Source organism: Sodalis sp. RH14, assembly GCF_047324285.1.
GTDB lineage: Bacteria > Pseudomonadota > Gammaproteobacteria > Enterobacterales > Enterobacteriaceae > Acerihabitans.
In genome coordinates, this window is record NZ_CP178739.1 from 2841279 (window position 1) to 2862953 (window position 21675).

Annotated in this window: 19 protein-coding genes; 13 read left to right on the plus strand and 6 right to left on the minus strand. The window is 57.9% G+C overall.

The genetic code is table 11. The features are described 5' to 3' along the window. The first annotated feature begins 7 nt into the window (after window positions 1–7). Genes prfA through kdsA form a run of 5 tightly spaced genes read left to right on the plus strand, consistent with a single transcriptional unit; the run spans window position 8 to window position 4073 of the window. Window positions 8–1090 (plus strand): peptide chain release factor 1, encoded by a 1083-nt coding sequence (gene prfA, locus ACL2XQ_RS13005; protein WP_410014965.1) that lies wholly within the window; start codon window positions 8–10, stop codon window positions 1088–1090. Then, a complete protein-coding gene (gene prmC / locus ACL2XQ_RS13010) occupies window positions 1090–1923 on the plus strand; it encodes a peptide chain release factor N(5)-glutamine methyltransferase (RefSeq protein ID WP_410014966.1) in 834 nt (277 codons plus the stop codon). The genes prfA and prmC overlap by 1 nt, the downstream gene beginning before the upstream one ends. Before the next feature lie 31 nt (window positions 1924–1954). Next, on the plus strand, window positions 1955–2353 hold the full coding sequence (locus ACL2XQ_RS13015; protein WP_410014967.1) for a SirB2 family protein: 399 nt from the start codon (window positions 1955–1957) through the stop codon (window positions 2351–2353). Further along, on the plus strand, window positions 2350–3159 hold the full coding sequence (gene sirB1 / locus ACL2XQ_RS13020) for an invasion regulator SirB1 (RefSeq protein ID WP_410014968.1): 810 nt from the start codon (window positions 2350–2352) through the stop codon (window positions 3157–3159). The genes ACL2XQ_RS13015 and sirB1 overlap by 4 nt, the downstream gene beginning before the upstream one ends. A 59-nt stretch (window positions 3160–3218) precedes the next feature. Next, on the plus strand, window positions 3219–4073 hold the full coding sequence (gene kdsA, locus ACL2XQ_RS13025) for a 3-deoxy-8-phosphooctulonate synthase (RefSeq protein ID WP_410014969.1): 855 nt from the start codon (window positions 3219–3221) through the stop codon (window positions 4071–4073). Window positions 4074–4676: 603 nt separating this feature from the next. On the opposite strand, the gene dauA is transcribed toward kdsA, so the two are convergent. Both dauA and chaA read right to left on the minus strand, forming a co-directional pair. Further along, window positions 4677–6371 (minus strand): C4-dicarboxylic acid transporter DauA, encoded by a 1695-nt coding sequence (gene dauA, locus ACL2XQ_RS13030; protein WP_413740464.1) that lies wholly within the window; start codon window positions 6369–6371, stop codon window positions 4677–4679. Between the two features lie 299 nt (window positions 6372–6670). After that, entirely contained in the window at window positions 6671–7765 is a 1095-nt protein-coding gene (chaA, locus tag ACL2XQ_RS13035; protein WP_410014971.1) for a sodium-potassium/proton antiporter ChaA, read from the minus strand. Window positions 7766–8179: 414 nt separating this feature from the next. Here chaA and chaB point away from each other — a divergent pair, with 414 nt between their 5' ends. Beyond that, entirely contained in the window at window positions 8180–8410 is a 231-nt protein-coding gene (gene chaB / locus ACL2XQ_RS13040; protein ID WP_413722917.1) for a putative cation transport regulator ChaB, read from the plus strand. Between the two features lie 259 nt (window positions 8411–8669). Continuing rightward, window positions 8670–9377, plus strand: coding sequence for a gamma-glutamylcyclotransferase (locus ACL2XQ_RS13045; RefSeq protein WP_410014973.1), 708 nt, complete (start codon window positions 8670–8672; stop codon window positions 9375–9377). 144 nt (window positions 9378–9521) lie between these two features. Here ACL2XQ_RS13045 and ACL2XQ_RS13050 read toward each other — a convergent pair whose 3' ends face one another. Next, entirely contained in the window at window positions 9522–10817 is a 1296-nt protein-coding gene (locus ACL2XQ_RS13050; RefSeq protein ID WP_413740465.1) for an acyltransferase family protein, read from the minus strand. Window positions 10818–11057: 240 nt separating this feature from the next. Between ACL2XQ_RS13050 and ACL2XQ_RS13055 the strand changes: the two genes are divergently transcribed. The 4 genes from ACL2XQ_RS13055 to spy all read left to right on the plus strand — a co-directional run bounded on the left by ACL2XQ_RS13055 (window position 11058) and on the right by spy (window position 16289). After that, complete coding sequence (locus ACL2XQ_RS13055; RefSeq protein ID WP_413740466.1) at window positions 11058–12476, plus strand: YchO/YchP family invasin; 1419 nt, start codon at window positions 11058–11060, stop codon at window positions 12474–12476. A gap of 493 nt (window positions 12477–12969) precedes the next feature. Continuing rightward, window positions 12970–14070: an arginine N-succinyltransferase gene (astA, locus tag ACL2XQ_RS13060; protein ID WP_410014976.1), complete on the plus strand. Its 1101-nt coding sequence runs from the start codon at window positions 12970–12972 to the stop codon at window positions 14068–14070. Continuing rightward, window positions 14054–15394, plus strand: coding sequence for an N-succinylarginine dihydrolase (gene astB, locus ACL2XQ_RS13065; protein ID WP_413740467.1), 1341 nt, complete (start codon window positions 14054–14056; stop codon window positions 15392–15394). Before astA ends, astB begins: the two co-directional genes overlap by 17 nt. Window positions 15395–15821: 427 nt before the next feature. Continuing rightward, the gene (spy, locus tag ACL2XQ_RS13070; RefSeq protein ID WP_413740521.1) at window positions 15822–16289 is read left to right on the plus strand and encodes an ATP-independent periplasmic protein-refolding chaperone Spy; all 468 of its coding nucleotides are present in this window, start codon (window positions 15822–15824) and stop codon (window positions 16287–16289) included. Window positions 16290–16338: 49 nt separating this feature from the next. Here the strand turns inward: spy and nadE are convergent, their stop codons facing one another. After that, complete coding sequence (gene nadE / locus ACL2XQ_RS13075) at window positions 16339–17163, minus strand: ammonia-dependent NAD(+) synthetase (protein WP_413740468.1); 825 nt, start codon at window positions 17161–17163, stop codon at window positions 16339–16341. Window positions 17164–17393: 230 nt separating this feature from the next. Here nadE and osmE point away from each other — a divergent pair, with 230 nt between their 5' ends. Next, window positions 17394–17726 carry an osmotically-inducible lipoprotein OsmE gene (osmE, locus tag ACL2XQ_RS13080; RefSeq protein ID WP_410014980.1) on the plus strand — a complete coding sequence of 111 codons (333 nt, stop codon included), beginning with the start codon at window positions 17394–17396 and terminating at the stop codon, window positions 17724–17726. A 120-nt stretch (window positions 17727–17846) separates the two neighbouring features. Here osmE and katE read toward each other — a convergent pair whose 3' ends face one another. Both katE and ACL2XQ_RS13090 read right to left on the minus strand, forming a co-directional pair. Continuing rightward, window positions 17847–20120 (minus strand): catalase HPII, encoded by a 2274-nt coding sequence (gene katE / locus ACL2XQ_RS13085; RefSeq protein ID WP_413722914.1) that lies wholly within the window; start codon window positions 20118–20120, stop codon window positions 17847–17849. Window positions 20121–20285: 165 nt separating this feature from the next. After that, complete coding sequence (locus ACL2XQ_RS13090; protein ID WP_413722913.1) at window positions 20286–20855, minus strand: metal-dependent hydrolase; 570 nt, start codon at window positions 20853–20855, stop codon at window positions 20286–20288. A gap of 300 nt (window positions 20856–21155) precedes the next feature. On the opposite strand from ACL2XQ_RS13090, the gene ACL2XQ_RS13095 reads away from it, so the two are divergent. Next, complete coding sequence (locus ACL2XQ_RS13095; protein WP_413740469.1) at window positions 21156–21335, plus strand: hypothetical protein; 180 nt, start codon at window positions 21156–21158, stop codon at window positions 21333–21335. Window positions 21336–21675: the final 340 nt, after the last annotated feature.

The following is a 21675-nucleotide window of genomic DNA, read 5'->3' on the forward strand; positions in this document are numbered from 1 at the left end:
ATCACCTATGAAGCCTTCTATCGTTGCCAAACTGGAAGCGTTGCAAGAGCGCCAAGAAGAAGTCGAGGTGTTGCTTGGCGACGCCGGCATCATTAACGATCAGGATAGATTTCGCGCGCTGTCGAAAGAATATGCGCAGCTGACCGATGTTACCGCGTCCTTTAAGCGCTGGCAGCAGGTACAGGAGGATATCCACACCGCGGAAACGATGCTCGACGACCCGGAAATGCGCGATATGGCGCAAGAAGAACTGAAAGAGTTAAAAGCATTGCAGGAAGAGCTGGAGCAGCAGTTGCAGTTGCTGCTGCTGCCGCAAGACCCGGATGATGAACGCGGCTGTTTCCTGGAAGTGCGCGCCGGCACCGGCGGCGACGAAGCCGCCATCTTTGCCGGCGATCTGTTCAGGATGTACAGCCGCTTTGCCGAAACCCGGCGCTGGCGGGTAGAGATCGTCAGCGCCAGCGACGGCGAGCACGGCGGCTACAAGGAAGTGATCGCTAAAATAGACAACGACGGCGCCTATGGCCAGCTGAAGTTCGAGTCCGGCGGCCATCGCGTGCAGCGGGTGCCGGAAACCGAATCCCAGGGCCGCATCCACACTTCCGCCTGCACGGTGGCGGTCATGCCCGCAATCCCGGAAGAGGAATTGCCGGTGATCAATGCCGGGGATTTGCGTATCGATACCTTTCGGTCCTCCGGCGCGGGCGGCCAGCACGTCAATACCACCGATTCCGCCATCCGCATTACCCATCTTCCAACCGGCCTGGTGGTTGAATGCCAGGACGAACGGTCGCAGCACAAGAACAAAGCCAAGGCGCTGGCGGTGCTGGGCGCCAGGCTGCGCGCGGCCGAGGTGCGCCGGCGCCAGCTGGAGGAGGCGTCGACCCGCCGCAACCTGCTGGGCAGCGGCGATCGCTCCGATCGTATCCGGACCTATAATTTCCCCCAGGGGCGCGTGACCGATCACCGTATCGGCCTGACGCTTTATCGCCTGGATGAAGTGATTGAAGGCAAACTGGATATGCTGATCCAGCCGATCATGCAGGAGTACCAGGCGGATCAGCTGGCGGCGCTGGCAGAGCAATCCTGATGCAGTGCGGCCAGTGGCTTGATGGCGCCGCGCGCCGGCTCGCCGGCGGCGACAGCCCCAGACGGGATGCCGAAATCCTGCTCGGTTTTGTCACCGGACGTGCGCGTACCTGGCTGCTGGCCTTTGGCGAAACACCCCTGACGCCGGAGGAGCTTGCGCGGCTCGACGCCCTGCTGTTGCGGCGTGCGGCGGGGGAACCTATAGCCTACCTGACCGGCGAGCGTGAATTTTGGTCCCTGAAGCTTAAGGTTTCGTCCGCCACGCTTATCCCGCGTCCCGACACCGAATGTTTGGTGGAGCAGGCGCTGGCGCTGCTGCCCGACCAGCCGGCGCAGGTGCTGGATCTGGGCACCGGCACCGGCGCCATTGCCCTGGCATTGGCCAGCGAAAGGCCGTCATGGCGGGTGACCGGCGTGGACTTGCGGCCCGAGGCGGTGGCATTGGCGCGTGAGAACGCCCTGCAGCTGGGTATCGCCAATGCGCGCTTCGCGACGGGAAGTTGGTTTAAATCATTGCAGGGAATGCGCTATACCCTTATTGTGAGTAATCCGCCCTATATCGCCGTGGACGACCCGCATCTGCATCAGGGAGACGTGCGTTTCGAGCCGCAAAGCGCGCTGGTGGCGGACGATAACGGACTGGCCGATTTGACGGCCATCGTCGTGGGCGCCGCCGACCACCTGCATCCCGGTGGCTGGGTGGCGCTGGAGCATGGCTGGCATCAGGGCGAGGCGGTGCGCGGCCTGTTGGCGCGCGCTGGTTTCGTCCTGGTGGGTTCCCGGCGGGATTATGGCGGCAATGAACGCGTAACAATGGGACAATGGCCGGGTTAAGACCCGCCGGTTATAGGATGCTGGAGCAGTGATGAGTGCTTACATGACCATCAAGTACTTACATTTAACAACGGTATGGATCACCATTACGCTGTTTATCATCCGTTTTTATTGGCGCTGGCGCGGTTCCACCCTGCTGAGCAAAGGGTGGGTGCGCATTGTCCCGCATATCAACGATACCCTGTTATTGATATCCGGCGTCACGCTGATTATCCTCTCGGGCATTTCTCCCTTCACCGCCGACGGCCGCTGGCTGCTGGATAAACTGGTGTTGGTCGTTATTTATATCCTGCTCGGCTCTGTTGCGCTGGGCAACAATACGCGGCGCGAAAAAATCCGCTGGCTGGCATTTATCTGCGGGCTGGCGTGTCTGTACACTATTTACCGGCTGGCTAGCAGTAAGCTTCCCCTGCTGACAGGATTTCTATGAGTAATATTGCGGATTTTGAATATAATCTTTCACCGCTTAGCGAGGGTGTCATACGTATTTCCCTCGCCATCCGGGAGGATTTTCCCGCCGATAGCGTTCGCCAGCAGCTGCGTTTGCTGGCCGAGGACGCGCGGGAGCAGATCTCGGTGGAGCTGAACCAGGACGAACAGCTTGGGCTTTTGCTCAAGCTGTTTTATCGTACCTGGGGATTTGGCGGCGTCGGCGGCGTGTATCGCCTGTCGGACGCCCTGTGGCTTGATAATGTGCTGGAGCGCCGCCAGGGTCTGCCTGCGTCGTTGGGCATTATCCTGCTGCATGTGGCGCAGTCCATGGGCATTCCCCTGCTGCCGGTGATTTTCCCTACCCAGATGATACTGCGCGCGGGCTGGCTTGACGGCGAGATGTGGCTTATCAACCCGATTAACGGCGATACCCTTGATGAGCATACGCTGGATATTTGGCTGCGCGGCAATATCGGCACCGGTATCGAGCTGGCGGATGAAGATCTGGAAGAAGCGGATAACAATACCGTGGTGCGTAAATTGCTCGACACCTTAAAATCGGCGCTGATGGACGAAAAACAGATGGAGCTGGCCCTGGGCGCCAGCGAGGCGATGCTGGAATTTGATCCCGACGATCCTTATGAAATCCGCGATCGCGGTTTGATTTATGCCCAGCTGGAGTGTGATCACGTGGCGCTTTCGGACCTGAATTATTTTGTCGAGCAGTGTCCGGAAGATCCCATCAGTGAAATGATCAAGGTTCAGATACATTCCATCGAGCAGAAGTCGGTGACCCTACATTAACCCGATGCCGGACGGTATTACCCCGGCCGGCAGGTCGATAAAAAGTATAAGGTACAGGTATGAAACAACTTGTGGTGAATATCGGCGATATCCCGGTGGCGAACGATCGTCCTTTTGTGCTGTTCGGCGGCATGAATGTGCTTGAATCGCGCGATCTGGCCATGCGCATTTGTGAGCATTACGTGACCGTGACCCAAAAACTGGGTATTCCGTATGTGTTCAAAGCTTCGTTTGATAAAGCCAACCGTTCATCTATTCACTCTTATCGCGGTCCGGGCCTGGAAGAGGGCATGAAGATCTTTCAGGAGCTGAAAGCGCAGTTTGGCGTGAAGGTCATTACCGACGTGCATGAGGCGGCTCAGGCGCAGACGGTGGCCGGGGTGGTGGACGTGATACAGTTGCCGGCATTCCTGGCGCGCCAGACCGATCTGGTGGAGGCCATGGCCCGCACGGGTGCGGTGATAAACGTTAAAAAACCGCAGTTTATCAGCCCGTCGCAGGTGGGCAATATCGTTGATAAATTCCGTGAAGCCGGTAATGAGCAGGTTATCCTGTGCGATCGCGGCAGTAATTTCGGCTACGATAACCTGGTGGTGGATATATTGGGATTTAACGTGATGAACCGCGTTTCCGGCGGTTGTCCGGTGATTTTTGACGTGACCCATGCGCTGCAGACGCGAGATCCGTTCGGCGCCGCCTCGGGCGGTCGTCGCGCGCAGGTGGGCGAGCTGGCCCGCGCCGGTATGGCGGTGGGTATTGCCGGGCTGTTTATCGAGGCCCATCCCGATCCCGATCATGCCAAATGCGATGGCCCGTCGGCGCTGCCGCTGGATAAGCTCGAGCCGTTCCTGGTGCAGATGAAAGCCATTGACGATTTGGTGAAAAGCTTTCCGGCGCTGGATACGGGCAGTTAACGTCCTGTCTGCATCGACCCCCATCGGCACGGTCTCCCTTGAACACGGCTGCTTTAAGTCCGGTGTTGGCGGGCCTAGCGTGCCATGGGGCGCTCGGTCGGGCGGGAACACCACGCCCGATTCGACCCCATAGGCACGCTCTCCCTTGAACACGGCTGCTTTAAGCCCGGTGTTGGCGGGCCTAGCGTGCCATGGGGCGCTCGGTCGGGCGGGAACACCACGCCCGATTCGACCCCATAGGCACGCTCTCCCTTGGACACGGCTGCTTTAAGCCCGGTGTTGGCGGGCTTACCGTGCCATGGGGCGCCCGGTCGGGCGGGAACACCACGCCCGATTCGACCCCATAGGCACGCTCTCCCTTGAACACGGCTGCTTTAAGCCCGGTGTTGGCGGGCTTACCGTGCCATGGGGCGCCCGGTCGGGCGGAACACCACGCCCGATTCGACCCCATAGGCACGGTTTCCCTTGAACACGGCTGCTTTAAGCCCGGTGTTGGCGGGCTTACCGTGCCATGGGGCGCCCGGTCGGGCGGAACACCACGCCCGATTCGACCCCATAGGCACGCTCTCCCTTTAACACGGCGGCATTAAGCCCGGTGTTGGCTTATTTGGCTTCCTCCGCCAGCGCCTGTTCCAACGTGCTGTAGAATGCCAGCCGGCCGGGGATGGGATGGATATTGGCCCGCGCCAGCGTTTTCAGCGGCTGGAAGGGGATATCGGTTATCACCAGGCGTTTGCCCGCCGCCAGGTTTTCGCTGAAGTGCACAAACGCCTGCAGGCCGCCGGCATCCAGTACCGGCACCGCATCCCATTGCAGAATAATCACGTCATCCTGCGCCGTCAGCACGGCGATTTCCTCAAAAATGCGTTCGGCGGCGGCAAAGAACAGCGGACCGTTGACCCGCAGCGCCCTGAGCTTGCCGCTGGTGCTTTGCGGCAATTCGCTGATACGGGTCATGGCGGCGATACGGCGCATAAACAGCAGCGAGGCCAGGACGATGCCCACCGTAATGGCGATCACCATATCGAACAATACCGTCAGCGACATGCACAGCAGCATGACCACGATATCGTCCCTGGGCGCCCGGCGCAGCAGGTAAATGACCTTGCGCGCCTCGCTCATGTTCCAGGCTACCAGCAACAGCAGCGCGGCCATGGCCGACAGGGGCAGATAGGACAGGGCCGGCGCCAGCACCAGCAGCGCCAGCAGCACCAGCAGGGAATGTACCAACGACGACACCGGCGAGGTGGCGCCGGCGCGCACGTTGGCCGCCGAACGCGCAATGGCGGCGGTGGCGGTAATGCCGCCGAAGAACGGCGCGATGATATTGCCCACTCCCTGTCCGATAAGTTCATTATTAGACTGATGCTTTTTGCCGGTCATGCCGTCAAGCACCACGGCGCACAGCAACGACTCAATCGCGCCGAGCATCGCCATCGAGAATGCGGCGGGCAGCAGGGCGGAAACGGTATGCCAGTTTAAGCCCATCGGCACGCCGTGCACATCGGGCAGCGTCCACGGCAGCAGCCACTGCGGCAGGATCGGGGGAATACCCTGCCCATGGGTGCCGTCCGCCAGGATATAACCGAAACGGGTGCCGATGGTCGCCACCGGCATATCAAATAGCCACAGCACCGCCATGATGCCGGAGCCGGCTATCAGCGCCGGCAGGTGCGCCGGGAAACGGATGCCCAGGCGTGGCCAATAGACCAGCACCGCCATGGTGCCGATGCCAATCAGCGTATCTCCGGGATTGAACGTCGGCAACGCCGCGAAAAGCGCCGCTACCTTGCCGACATACTCCTCCGGCACCACGGGCAGGGTAAGACCAAAAAAGTCTTTGATTTGCATGGTGGCGATGGTGATGGCAATGCCCGAGGTAAAGCCCAGTGTGACCGAGAGCGGAATAAACTCGATAAGCTTGCCCAGCCGGGCAAAACCCATAATCACCAGGATCACGCCGGAAAGCAGGGTGGCAATCAGCAAACCGGCAAGCCCGAACTGTTGCGACACCGGATAAAGTATGACCACAAAGGCCGCGGTCGGACCCGACACGCTAAACCTGGAACCCCCGCACAGGGCGATGACAATACCCGCCACGGCGGAGGTATACAGGCCGTACTGGGGCGCCACGCCGCTGCCAATGGCCAGCGCCATGGCCAGGGGAATGGCGATGATGCCGACGGTAATACCGGCGATGATGTCTTTGATAAGGCGCTGGGTGGTGTAAGGTTCTTTCCAGCAGGCGTCAATAAGCGCGCTGAACGGGCGAAGACCGGTGAAGAGATGATTTTTCATTAAAACAACGAGCCAAAACGTGAGCAGGGCGGGCCGTGCGGTCCGTCGTAAAGAGACACTAAAATACCAGTTATGATGAACGGAACACCAGTGCTACATCATCAAATAGGTGAAAAAGAACCGATATGGCGAATATTTTGCTTAAAATTCTTTCTTATCAGCGGAAGAAAGGGTTTTATCGCGCAGGGTAAGGGAAATACCGGTTCGATTTTTTTATCTCGCCGGTAGACGAGTACGGGGCCCTGGAACGGCGGACGCCCGCTAACCCCTTCAATATGAGGGAGGAAATGCCGTCGGCCCTACAGCATGAGGGTCATCACATAAGCACCGAAAAGCGCCAGATGCGCGGTTCCGTTCAATACATTGGTACGGCCGGTTGAAAAGGAGATTTGGCACAGGATCATGGCGGTTAACAACACCACCACTTGCGGCATGCCCAGGCCGAACGCCAGCGGATGGCCTGTCAGGATGGCGATGATGGTGACGGTGGGCACCGTGAGGGAAATGGTGGCGAGCACTGAACCGAAAAACAAATTCATGGCGCGTTGCACCTGGTTTTTAAGCACCGCCCTGATGGCGCCCAGGCCCTCGGGCGACAGGATCAGCAGCGCGACCAGGAAGCCGGTGAATTGTTGGGGCGCATGCAAATCACCGAGCAGTTGTTCCAGCGGACCGGCGTTGAACTTGGTCACGGTTACCACCGCCAGCAGATGCAACAGTAGCCAAATGCCGTGCCATTTGGAGCTGTGTGCGGAGGGTTTGCCGTGGGAATCATCGTCGTCGCCGTCTTCATGCTCGTAGATAAAATAGCGTTGGTGCGTTTTAGTCTGTATCAACAGGAATACGCCGTACATGGCGGCGGAGATAGCGGCGGCAAACAGTGCCTGGGCGATGCTGAAATTGCCATCCGGCAGGGCCGTGGGCAGCACCAGCACAATCACCACCAGCGGGATGATGGCCATCAGGTATTGCTTGATGCCGGCCAGGTTCACCGACTGGGTGGCGAATTTACGCCCGCCCAGCAGCAGGGAAAAACCGACCAAGCCGGTAGTGACAATCATGATGACCGAAAACAGGGTATCGCGCATCAGGCCGGGCGAGGCATTGCCGGTGGCCATCAGCGCCGAAATCAGGCTCACCTCGAGGATCACCACCGACAGGCTGAGGATCAGCGAACCAAAGGGTTCTCCCAGCCGGTGCGCCAGCACGTCGGCATGGCGCACGACGTTAAACGCGCTGACAAGGATGGCGATGAGGGCGATAAGATTGATGATGACCGTCACGGCGAAAGTGGGCGTGGCGCCCCATACTATCAATACCGCCAGCGCTGCAATGGGAAACAGCAGGGTATATTCCTTGTGACGCGTTTTGATCCCCTGATCGGCGGATTTCATGATAGGTAATCTCCTTGCAAAGAGTCAGGCTTGCTACCGGTTATCATTATAACCAGGCGCCAACGATAAAATTTATGGAATAAGCCTACCAGAAAACGGCTGTATAAAATGTCAAGTTATGTATAAATATCCGTCTTGAAGAAAATAATCCGGAAGCGATGGGAAAAACAGGCTATAAGATGATTTTTATCGGGCAAGTCACATTATAAGCTAGTAAAATACAAAAAATATCCCCTTTAATCATCTTATGTTATTCATCTAATCGTCTTTATCTGCCTGTTTGGTAGCAGTGTGCTTGCCAGATATCTATAAATAAATTTATATGTCCCGTCCCACCCCCGGCCGGCCTGGCGTATGCCCGCAAAGTTTCTATACTTAAGTGACACTTAGCCATGTTCGCCAAGGAGACGCACCATGCCCTATAAAAGCAATTCAGACTTACCGGACAGCGTGACCAACGTTTTACCCAAGCATGCCCAGGATATTTATCGCGAGGCGTTCAACCACGCCTGGGATCAATATGCCGATAAGTCGGAGCGGCGCGGGGATGAATCCCGCGAGGAAACCGCGCACAAGGTCGCCTGGGCGGCGGTAAAGCACGGTTACCAGAAAGGCGATGACGATCGATGGCATCCCAAGAAATAACCGGACCTGACGACCGCCATCCATTCCCGCCACCTTCCTTCCCGACAGCGGCGGACGCCTAGCGCCGGATTTTAGCGCCGGGCAGGGCCGCTGCTTTTTTAAACGTGATAAAGATCAAACTTGCCAGCGTCCCGATAAACGAATAATGTCATAATGTTCACAATAAAATAATTGACTCTTACATAATTCTTATTGTTAGTGTCGGGTGAACGGCTTTACCTTAGTGTGTGGCGATCGTCAGCCGGGAGAAGAAAAACGAGTGTTAACACGTGACTTTTTACAGAAAGCCGATTGTAAAACCGCCTTCGGCATTATAGACGAGGCGCTGTTACTGTCCCCTGAACAACGTCATGCCTCATTGCAATGTACGCTTTCCCGCAGGCCGGATAATAGCCCGGTGTGGATCTTTGGTTACGGCTCCTTAATGTGGAACCCGATATTTGAAGCCGATAAAGTCAGTCCCGCTACGCTGATGGGGTGGCATCGCGCCTTTTGCCTGCGCCTTACCGCCGGGCGCGGCACCGCCACTCAGCCCGGCAGGATGCTGGCGCTCAAAGAAGGCGGCCAGACCACCGGCCTGGCCTTCAGGTTGCCGGAAGCCAAACTGCATGAGGAACTCGAACTGTTATGGAAGCGGGAAATGCTTACCGGCTGCTATATTCCCACCTGGACGGAGCTTCAGCTTGAAGGGGATGAAAAAGTCACGGCGCTGGCGTTTGTGATGGATCCAAAGCATCCTTTTTTTGAAGCGGATACCCGTTCGCAGATTATCGCCCCGTTAATTGCCTGTGCCAGCGGTCCGCTCGGTACCAATGCGCAATATTTGTTTGCGCTGGAACAAGAGCTGAATAACCACGGGATGCATGATGAATGTATGGTTGAATTAGTAAAACACGTCCGCCAACTGTTGCAGGCGCGCTCCGCTATAAACCGTCATCCCTTTGACGGCTCCCCGCTGGCACTGTGACATCACCGGCCCCCGGTACGGGGCGCCGGTTGTTCAGCAACCGCTTCATATTGAAAACCGCGACTCCCGGCTGCGAGGGCTTACCTTGACGACGTCCGGCTTACCTTTTCCCGGCCGGCATTGACCGGGAGGGCCTCGCCGTGCTCAGGAATGGGACCGATCCGGGGCGCCGATACGCCCGACCCGCGCCTCTTTGGTCAGGTAGCGTGCCACCAGGCGTTTACGCATGCGCGCCACAAACTGTTCCTGGAACAGCACGCATAGCGCGATAGTCGTCAGCATATAAATAAGGTAGCCGCCCAGGGAGGGCTGTACGTCGCCGGCCGCCGCGATGCACCCGGGCCAATCGCTGAAACAGGCTTTGGGATCGCCGCGAAAAAATTGTTCCAGGGTGCGCGCGAGATTGAACAGCGGCACATGCAGCGCAAACATGGACAGCGACGCCGCTCCCAGGCGTGTAGACCAATGCCGCAGCCATTCGCTGTCAGGCGTGCGCGCCAGGGCGCAAAGATAAATCAGCGCGATTTGCGACGGCAGCAGCAGGCCGTTATGCAGCAGGAAATACCAGTACTTGGGGCCATGGGTAAACAGCGCGGCGGCAACCAGGAAGCAGACCAGGATGAAACAGGCCATGGCGCGACGCTGCCAGCGGCTGAGAACCTGTTCTTTTAACCGGGCGCGGCGGAACAAGGCATAACCGAGTATCCCGCCAAAAAACTCCGGCACGCGAAAAATCGGCACCCGCTGCAGCAGCCCGGTATAAGGAATGCCGTATAAATGTTGCCATACCACCCAGGCCGGCGGCAGCAGGTAGAGCGCCCAGATCACCGCCAGCCAGAGCCAGGTCCTGCGCGCGTTCATCAGCCGCGGCGCAAACCAGGGGAAAAGGATATAAAAGAAAAACAGCGTGGAAAGCGACCACAGCGGCGCGTTAAAGGTCAGGAAGTAGGGGTTCCAGGCCTGGAGCATCAGCAATTGTAAAACGCTGTTGAACGTCAGTTGAGCGTTATCCATATAATGGCGGAACAGCTCCGGATTGGTTTGCCCGAGTATGTCATTGGTATCGTAGACCACGAAGCGCACGCTGGCGCCGGGCCCGTCCGGCGGGATCGCCAGCCATTGCATCAGGGCGATGACCAGGATGGAGGACACCAGCGCCACGATATGAATCGGGTAAAGGTTAAAAAAACGTTTGGCCCAGAACGTGGTGGCCGGCTCGCGCAGCTGATTGCCGCGGACGTAGACATGCGCCAGCAGGAAACCGGACAAGACAAAAAAAGAACTGGTGGCGAAAAATCCCATGCTGGTCAGTTCGCCTATTCCCCTGATGCTTTGTAGCTGGGGATAGGTATGGGCGGTATGGTAAAGCATGACATAACAACCGAGCAAAAAGCGCAGCCATTCTAAGCCATTGAATCGTTCCTTTTCTAAGGGTTTCATATCGTTATCTCCGGGCCTTAGTCTTATATGACTTTTTTTGTGGCGGGCAGGTGCCGATTAAAGCATAGCAGCTTAATAATTGTAGTTTAAAATACTGAGCTGGATAGGAGGTTCATGACCGTCACGGGTTTATGGTATAGTGCCTTTCTCGGGTTACTTTATGAGCAGTCCGGCATTGAGCCGGTCATCAAAGCACCATGCCTTGTTTACCGGGTGTGAACTGAGAGGGATATTGTCCTTATGCCCTATGTGCGTCTGGGTCAGGTATGCGCTTATTTTCTGCCGCTGGTGGTTGGATGCCTGGGGTGGCTCTCTTTAAGCGCAGCGGCATTGACCACGGATTCGTCCAGCTCACAGAATAATTCCGTTGCAGTAAATTCCGAACACCAGAGCCTACCCGATTTAGGCGGCGGGAATTTAAACGAAAGTGAAACGGAAAAGAAACTCGCCACTTTGGCAAAACAGCTGGCCGAGGCGAACAATGACGCCAGCGATCGGTCGTGGCGTTCTTATCTGGTCGAACAGGCAAAAGAAAAAGTGTTGACGCAACTGCAGCAGCAAAGCGAAAGCATGCTGCAGCCGCTGGGGTATTCCAGCATCTCGCTCGATGTCTCGCCCCAGGGCGATCTGGCCGGCAGTTCAGGACAACTACTGTTGCCGCTGTGGGATAATCCCAACCGGGCGCTGACGTTCAGCCAGGTCGGCGTGCAGGGGTCGGCGCAGGGCGCGGTGGCGAATATCGGCCTCGGGCAGCGCTGGAACGCCGGCCGCTGGCAGGTGGGCTATAACCTGTTTTACGACCAGTTTCTCGCCCATGACTCCCTGCGGCGCGGCGCCGTCGGCGCCGAGGCCAGCGGCGATTATCTCAGCCTGTCCACTAATTTCTATTATCCGTTGTCCGCCATGAAAGCCGAACAAAATTCCGCCAGGTTCCTGCGCCAAACGGCCGGCGGCTATGACCTGACGACGCGCGGTTACCTGCCCTTTTACCGGCAGCTGGGCGCCTCGGTCAAATATGAGCGCTACTACGGCGATAATGTGGATTTGTTTGATAGCGGCAATTATCGTAACGACCCCGCGGCGTTTGCATTTGGCGTTAATTATACCCCGGTGCCGCTGATGACCCTGACGGCCAGCCATACGCAGGGCGACAGCGGAGAATCGCAGGATAACTATGCCCTGACGGTCAATTACCGCCTGGGCGTGCCCCTGGAACAACAGCTTTCATCACGCAACGTTGCGCAGGCGCACACGCTGCGCGGCAGCCGCTATGATTTGGTGGCGCGCAACAATGCCCCGGTGCTGGCGTTCCGGCAACGAAAAACGCTGTCGGTTTTTCTCGCCACCCCGCCCTGGTCATTACACAGCGGTGAATCCCTTGAGCTTAAACCCGAGGTCGTCGCCCGCAATACCATTACCGCCGTCAGTTGGCAAGGCGATACCCACGCCCTGAGCCTGACGCCGCCCCCCCGCAGCAATCAGCCCGACGGCTGGACGATTATCATGCCGCAATGGCATGACGAGGCGGGAGCCAGCAACGAATATCATCTCTCGCTGACGGTGGAGGATGAAAAACAGCAGCGCGTCACCTCGAACTGGATTGTGCTGAAAGTCGACCCGCCGTTAGCGCTCGGAACCGCCGGCGCGGTCTTCGATTAGCCGGGCCTGGCTTACCGCCCGCGCATTATTGCGCGCCTGGAACACAGGGCCGGCGCCCTGCCATGGTGCGTTACTGCACTTTTTTAAAGCGCTGGCGCCAAGAGGGCGATGCCGCGCCGGCGTTTCGCACTTTTAATCCGTCTCTCCGGCCCCACTGTCACCCGCAGCGACGGGGTGCATAAATTATTCCCTTTAAGCGCGCAACCCCGCCGGCAATGCATAATATTCATTTTTTATTCATTAAAAATGAATAATGATGTCGTGTAACTTATTGTTTTTAAAGACACCAATAAATTTTATTCATTTATCTGGCTATAGCTGGCACGTTGTGTGCAATCTATACTCATTATCAGCTGGCGTGTTTGCCCGTGACCTGCAGGCAGGGAAAGGCCCGGCACGTTATCGGCAACCCGGTGCCCTTTTAGGTGCCCGTTTATCGTGCGATCGGTTGAAAACCGTTTTATGCCCCATGGCGTGGCGAGGAGTAGTAATTATGATGATCATCCGACCGGTAGAACACCGTGACCTGCTGGATATCCTGACGCTGGCGGGCAAGGCCGGCGCGGGACTGACCTCCCTGCCGGCGAATGAGGAGGTTTTGGCGGCCCGCATCGATCGATCGGTGCGCACCTGGCAGGGCGGCCTCGCGCGCGGCGAGCAGGGATATCTGTTCGCGCTGGAAGACAGCGACCGGGGCAAGGTGGTCGGGGTCAGCGCCATCGAGGTGGCGGTGGGCCTCAAGGAACCCTGGTATAATTTCCGCGTCGGCACCCTGGTGCATGCCTCCACGGCGTTAAATGTTTATAACGCCGTGCCGACCCTTTACCTGAGCAACGATCATACCGGCCTGAGCGAACTCTGTACGTTATTTCTCGATCCCGACTATCGCCATGGCGCCAACGGCCAGTTGCTGGTCAAGGCGCGGCTGATGTTTATGGCGGCCTTCCGCGATTATTTCGGCCAGCGCGTACTCGCCGAAATGCGCGGCTATTGCGATGAACAGGGCTATTCTCCTTTCTGGGCCAATCTGGGCCAGCGGTTTTTTTCCATTGACTTTGCCCGCGCCGATTATTTAAGCGGTACCGGCAACAAGGCGTTTATTGCCGAACTGATGCCCAAGCATCCGCTGTACGTGGATTTCCTGGCGCCGGAGGCCCGCGCAGTCATCGGCCGGGTACACCCGCAGACCGAGCCGGCCAGGGCGCTGCTGGAATCCGAGGGGCTGCGTTACCAGGGATATATCGATATTTTCGACGGCGGCCCGACGCTCGAGGCCGAAATTGATCAGATTCGCACGGTGCGCGACAGCCGCAGGGTGACGGCGCAAATCATGGCGGATGGCGACGCCGGGCGCCACAATCAAGACGCCGCCTGGTGCCTGTTGGCCAATGAGGACTACCAGGGTTTTCGCGCCGTGGCCTGCCGGTGTGAAATCGGCCGCGAATCACTGGAAATTGACCTTGCCACGGCCGCCGCGCTCGGCCTGGCGCCGGGGCAAGCGCTGCGGGCGGCGACGCTGTATGCGGACGGCCGCACGCGCGCGGGCTCAACCTCACCACAGCAAACAGGATGTGCCCATGCAGCATTGTGTTGAAGCGAACTTCGACGGTCTGGTCGGCCCCACCCATCATTATGCGGGCCTCTCCTTCGGCAACGAAGCCTCGACGCGCCACCGGCGCGAAGATGCCAATCCGCGACTGGCCGCCCGGCAAGGGCTGGCCAAAATGAAAGCGTTGTCCGACGCGGGATTTATGCAGGGGGTATTGCCGCCCCATGAACGGCCGCATTTAGCGTATTTGCGGCGTCTGGGCTTCACCGGCAACGACGCGCAGATCCTGGCGCAGGTGGCGCGCGACCACCGGCAATTGTTGTCGATACTCAGTTCCGCGTCGGCAATGTGGGTCGCCAACGCGGCCACCGTCAGCCCGTCGGCGGACAGCGCCGACGGCCGGGTGCACTTTACCCCCGCCAACCTGCATAATAAATTCCATCGCGCCATAGAGGCCGAAACCACAGGGGCTATCCTGCGGGCGGTGTTTCGAGACGCGCGCTTTTTCCGCCACCATGAGGCGTTGCCCCAGTCCGCGCTGTTCGGCGACGAGGGCGCGGCAAACCATAATCGCCTGGGACGTTATGATTCCCCGGGGGTACAAATGTTCGTGTATGGCAAAAGCGGCCTGGAGGCGGGCAGCGAACCGGGGCGTTATCCCGCCAGGCAGACGCGTGAGGCCAGCGAAGCCGTGGCGCGCCTGCACCTGCTGGCGCCGGAACGTTGTCTGATGGTCCAGCAGGATCCCGCCGTCATCGACCAGGGCGTATTCCATAATGACGTGATTTCCGTCAGCAATGAACAGGTGTTGTTTTATCATCAACAGGCGTTCGCCGGGGGAGAGGGGGTCCGTGAGCGGCTAAGCCGCGCGCTGGCGCAGCTCGGCCAGGAATTGACGGCGCTCGAAGTGCCGGCGCGGCGCGTATCCGTGGCCGACGCGGTGGCGACCTATTTATTCAACAGCCAGTTATTAAGCCGCCGGGACGGCAAGATGACTATTGTGGTGCCGCAGGAGTGCCGCGAGCATGATGGCGTCTGGGCATATCTTAGTGAGCTGGTGGCCGAAGGCCGGGCGATAGACCGGGTGAGCGTCGTCGATTTGCGCGAGAGCATGCGTAACGGCGGCGGTCCGGCGTGCCTGCGTTTGCGCGTGATCCTTACCCCGCAGGAACAGGGCGCGGTGAATCCCGCCACGCTGATGACGCCGGCGCTGTTTGACCGCCTTAACCTCTGGGTCGACAGGCATTACCGCGACCGGCTGAATCAGGACGATCTGGCGGATCCCTCGCTGCTTAACGAGGTTCGCACCGCGCTGGACGAACTGACGCAGTTGCTGGACCTGGGCGCGATTTATCCATTCCAGCAATAAATCCATGGCTCAGGCAACCGCGCCATGGGGCGCGCTTGCCTAGGCCGCCTTGCCCGGGCCCGCAACCGGTGGGCTTGATTTATAATATTTGCCATCGGTAAATACAGAAAATAATCCTTGCTACGTGGCGGCTAGAGAAATTACTGAATATTCGTTGGCGGTGAGTAAAGTAAGAGTTATCATATTGACGTGGCTAAAACCTCATTTTATTGCCACGAAAAATAACGCTTTCCACACATAAAATCCATATTTTCTCCATGATTGCCTTAAAAGTGAGTTTCAGGCTTTAAGTTATTTACTTTTACTCGCATTACTTGAAGATAACGCGAGTACACTTATATCTGTAACGAACCCTGCCGGCGAAATTATTTTGCGGCAGACAATAATCAGATATGAGGAAATTATGCGCAAATTAACTGCTTTATTTATGGCTACTACCCTGGTGTTAGGTTCAGCTCAGTTAGCCGTCGCCGCGGACAGCAGCGCTACTGCGGCGCCAGCCGGCGATACCGCGCAAGGCGAAATGCATCATAAAGGCGGTATGCAACATCAGCGCGGCCCTATGATGGACCATATGTTTAAGGATCTTAAACTCACGGAACAACAGCGCCAGAAAATGCATGACATTGCGCGCGATTCCATGAAAGATATGAAAAAGCCATCGGCCGCCGAGCATCAGCAGATGCATGACGTAATCGCCGCCGACAGTTTTGATTCCGCCAAGGCCCAGGCCCTGGTAAATAGCATGGCGCAGGAACAAAACCAAAGAATGCTCGCCAATCTGGAAATGCAAAACAAGATGTATAATGTGTTAACGCCGGAACAAAAAGCGGAATTCAATAAAAAATTCCAGGAACGCGCGCAAAAAATGCAGCAGCGCGACGCGACTAAATAAAAGATAGCCAGAAATCATCGTTAAAAAAGCGGCCCGCGGGCCGCTTTTTTTATTGCCAGAAATCATCAAATACCGTGATCGGCGGATGCCGTTTATGCTCGGTGCGGGCATACCAGCCTTCAATGATCTTCGCCGCCTCGGGCGCGATGGTTTTCCCTTCCAGGTAATCATCAATCATTTCATAGGTGACGCCGAGCGCCGATTCATCCGGCAGCGCCGGGCGATCCTCCTCCAGATCGGCGGTCGGGGCTTTAAGATACAGGTGCTGCGGACAGCCCAGATAGGCCAATATGGCCCGGCCCTGACGTTTGTTCAGGCGATAGATGGGATTGATATCCGTGCCGCCGTCGCCATATTTGGTAAAAAAGCCGGTTACCGCCTCGGCCGCATGATCGGTGCCGACCACGATGCCCGCGTTCATGCCGGCGATGCTGTACTGCGCTTTCATGCGTTCGCGGGCCTTTTCATTGCCCTTGATAAAATCGCTCAGGGTGATGCCGGCCTCCAGCAGCGCGGCCTCGCTGGCCAGGACGGCATTTTTGATATTTACCGTCAATACGCGATCGGGTTGGATAAAGGCGATGGCATCCCGGCAATCCGCCTCATCCTGCTGCGCGCCGTAGGGCAGGCGCACGGCGATGAATTGGTAGCGCTCATCGCCCGTTTCCCCGCGCAGTTCGCTGATGGCGGCCTGGCAAACCTTACCGGTAAGCGTCGAATCCTGCCCGCCGCTGATGCCCAGCACCAGGGTGTGGATAAAGGTATAGCGCTGCAGATAACGTTTCAGGAAATCGACGCTGACGCGAAATTCCGCGGCCGGATCGATAACGGGTTTTGCCCCTAGCGCTGCAATAATGTCTTGTTGCCGAGTCATGAGTCTATTTCCCTCGCCGGCGTCGCAACGAGTTCGACGCCAAAAAAAAGATTAATTTCCTGATTGTAAAACGAATTGGAATTTAGCGAAAGCATCAGCATGGCTAAAAACGGTTAACGGCCCCGCCGTGGGCGAACGAAAAAAAAGGTGACTTACCGTTGCGCTTAGATTTGTAAAAAAGCCTTTTGTCTTCTACACTTATCCATACATATCAAAATGAGGTGACACTTATGAATAAGAAAATTGTTATTGCCTTTACCGCCGCTACCGCGCTTACCATTCTTTCCGGTTGTACCGTTTACGATCGTGCCGACAGTTATATGAAAAAACCTGTAGTGAGTGATGTCAAAAAAGGCATGACTAAACAGCAGGCCCGTGCTATCGGGGGCATTCCGTCCACCTCCGCCACCATGATTAACGCCCGTGGTACCTGCGACTCCTATGTCCTGGGCACACGCGACGGCAAGCCGATTAACTATTTCGTCAGCTACGACCAAAATAATATTGTCCTGAATAAGGGCTTCCAGAGCTGCCAGGAATACGATACCAACCCGCAAAAATAATGCTGTAATGATCGCCGGGTAGGAAAAGTGATGGGCGATAAGTGAATTTTTTCACTTATCGCCCATTTCGTTTTTCTCAGCCAGGCGCGCGCGACGGACGCCTGGCGGTGACCGCGCCCGCTAAGCCGGCACGCCGTCAATTTTGCTAATCCGCGACCATACCCGGTGCAGCTTCAGCTGATCCAGAAAATCCTGCATCAGCCGGCCTTGTGTGGCGGCGCCTTCACAAATGCCGTCCTCCGGCAGATCGGTCAGCCCCAGGGGCTGTTTAAACCGATTGGCGTCACCGCTAAGGCCGATGACTTTCAGATGCTTGTAGGCTTCCAGAATATAATGCCGCGCGGCGCCGCTGAGCAGCAAGGCGTCCAGGTTGCCGTCCGGCACGATAACCCCGTCGACCGTAATCGAGGGCGATCCGTCAAAGGTGGCGTCGATAGGCAGCGTAGAGCCGTCGTTCGCCACCACGTTGCCGCCGTGCGAGGCCAGTATTTTGGCATGCACGCCTTCCGCCTTCAGCGCCTGCAATGCCTCCAGCACGTCGGCGGCGTCGACGCCGTCGCTGACCAGCAGCGCCACCTGGCGGCCTTTCAGCGCGCCGCTGCCGGTGGCATACAGGCTGAGGGTCGGATCTTGCGCTACGCCATTGACCGGTTTGGGCGGCGGCGTGTTAAGCGCATCGTCGGAAAGCCGGATGCCGAGTTTGGCGGCGACCTGTTTGGCCAGCTCCACGTCGACGCGGGTCAGCAAATCCACGACTCGCTCGCGAATATAGGCGCGGCCGACCTTGCCCAGCTCAAAGCTGAAGGCATCGACGATATGCTGCTGTTCGGCCGGGGTCTGGCTGAGCCAGAACAGGCGGGGATGCGAGAAGTATTCCAGGAACGAGTCGCTGCGCTCGCGAATTTTATGGCCGTCCACCCGTTCCTGATAAGACGCGAAACCGCCGTTTTCCGCCGCCGGCGCGGTTTCCCGCGGCCAGTTGTCATTGATGGAGTTGGGTCCATGGGCGGCGGGATTGGTATCTATATCCTGGCGGTGCATACCGTCGCGCTGGAAATTATGATAAGGACAGACCGGACGGTTTATCGGGATTTCATGGAAGTTCGGCCCGCCGAGCCGGCTGATTTGCGTATCGGTATAAGAGAATAACCGGCCCTGCAGCAGCGGATCGTTGGTAAAATCAATGCCGGGCACGATGTGGCCGGGGTGAAACGCCACCTGTTCGGTTTCCGCAAAAAAGTTATCCGGATTGCGGTTCAGCGTCATTTTACCCACGATTTCCACCGGCACCAGCGCCTCGGGGATCAGCTTGGTGGGATCGAGCAGATCGAAGTCGAACTTATGCTCGTCTGCTTCCGGTATCAGCTGCAGGCCCAGTTCGTATTCCGGATAGTCGCCGGCCTCGATGGCGTCCCACAGGTCGCGCCGGTGGAAATCAGCATCCTTACCGGCCAGTTTTTGCGCTTCATCCCAGACCAGCGATGCTTTACCCGCCAGGGGTTTCCAATGGAAACGCACAAAGGTGGCTTTGCCCTGGGCATTGATCAGGCGGAAGGTGTGGATGCCGAATCCTTCCATGGTGCGGTAGCTGCGTGGAATGCCGCGGTCGGACATGGCCCAGAAGACATTGTGCAGGGTTTCCGGCTGAAGGGAGACGTAATCCCAGAATGTGTCATGCGCGGAACCGCCCTGGGGCATTTCGTTATGCGGCTCGGGTTTGACCGCATGCACGAAATCCGGGAATTTAACCGCGTCCTGGATAAAAAATACCGGCGTATTATTGCCCACCAGATCGAAGTTGCCTTCCTGAGTATAAAATTTAGTGGCGAAACCGCGGATATCGCGCACGGTGTCCGCCGACCCGCGGGAACCCTGTACCGTGGAAAAACGTACGTATACCGGCGTTTTCACCGCCGGATCGCTGAGAAATCCGGCCTTGGTGATCTCGGTCAGCGGACGGTAGACCTCAAACACGCCATGTGCGGCGGAGCCGCGGGCGTGGACGATACGTTCGGGGATGCGCTCATGGTCAAAATGGGTGATTTTTTCGCGCAGGATAAAATCTTCCAGCAGGGTCGGTCCGCGCTTGCCGGCGCGCAGCGAATTCTGGTCGTCGGATATTTTTACGCCCTGATCGGTGGTCAGGGGTTGCTGATACCCTGATTTACGATGCGGCTGTAGCGCGTCAAGCTTGGCATTGCTGTTTTGCGGGCTTTTAACCGAGCCCGATACGGTGGGTTGTTTACCCGGCTCCGATGTGCCGGGCTGCGCCAGATGGCTGTTGTCGTCCGGCGCGAGATGGCCCAGCCCGGGCTGCGCCGAACTGCCGTCGGGGGCGGGGGCCTGATGGGTTAGGGGGGTTTTGCCTTGTGAAGGATCGGTGGGTTTTGACATAGTCGATTGCTCCTCTTACCAGTGTAATGGCAAACAGTGGCTGGTCCGCGGTTATGGTTATCTGAGCGGTAGATCAACTATAGAACAGTTTTTTCGGGGAACCGGCGCGCAGCGCGCAATTGCCCGGTATTTTCTGAAAAGATGATATTGTCTGCAAAACGGCTATTAGAAATTACCGCGCACCTTGGACCATAACGCCGCAACGGAATCCGGGATGGGCATGCGGGTGCCCAGCGGCGCGCCCTGCGGATGCTGCACGGCGAAAATCAGCACCGCCACGCACAGCACCCGCTCAAGCTGGTTGCCTTTTTGCGGATACAATACCGGCAGGCGGAACCGCCAGCGGCAGGGCCAGAGCAGCGGAACGCCGGCCGGCGTCAGCATATCGGCGAGAATATGGCTGAGATAACCAATGATCATGCCGTGGAACGCGTCCAGCGGGATAAGCATTCCCGGGTCGAGTTTCAGGGTAAAGAGCACGATGCCGGCGATGATGGCCAGCAGGCTATGGGTAAAACCGCGATGACCGAAGACGCGGGCGATGGGCAGCGAGATCCACTGCAGGCGTTGGCCGAGGAAGGAGCGGGGATGATCGATGTCGGGCAGCAGGCAGGTTACCAGGCCGCCGGCCACGATATGCCACCAGTCGCCGTGGGCAAGCGCGGGCGAGAGCTCCATTTTTTTGGCTAAAATGGTGCTCGCCAGAGCGAAGATAAGATGCCCTTCAGCGGTCATAGCGGATGCGATCGGTTAAACTGGTCATTTGTCCAGTATAAAGGAATCCGTCGGCGGCGGGAATAGGTTACCTTGTAACAAATAAAAAACCCCGCGGCGCGGGGTCTTGCCACCGGGTTTATCCAGTGCGGGTGATAGCGGGCCTTTTGCGCCATGGTGCCTCGTTCGGGCGGGGAAACCCCACCCGATAAAACGCCATAGGGACAGATTCCGTTTCATCCGCTGTGTGTCGATTTGGCGATCGCCGCCCTGGGGTGTTATGCGGCCGATAGGGTCTGGTGATATTGGACAGCCGTGCAGATGGCGGTCGCCGCGGTGAGGGTTTCGCTGGCGGTTTTCAGGGTGATGTCTGTGGTCGCGGTGAGGGTTTCGCTGGCGGTTTTCAGGGTGATGTCTGTGGTCGCGGTGAGGGTTTTGCTGGCGGTTTTCAGGGTGATTATGGGGCCGCAGCGTGAGTTTCGCTGGCAGTTCGCTGGGTGATCTATGTCGCCGCGGTGAGGGTTTCGCTTGCCGTGCGTTTGGCGGTTATATGGAATGCCGGGTGCCGGCAAGCGACAAAGAGGCCGTACCGCGACGGCCTCCTTGACCTCCGCGCGCCCGGCAGGTCGCGCGTCGCTGTGCGATGCCTTCCGTCGCCCATGCCCCCGTGATGCACCGGCCCGGTATGCGCTCCCGGCGCAACCGGGCCTTTCGCCGCTCCCGGCGGCTCATGCCGGGGTCACAGACGCCGTCAGCGCGCTTTATGCCGGTCCACATGTCGCTGTTGGCAATGCGTTTTATGAAACGACAGCGGCGCTGTTGCTTGGGATAGTGTCTGGTG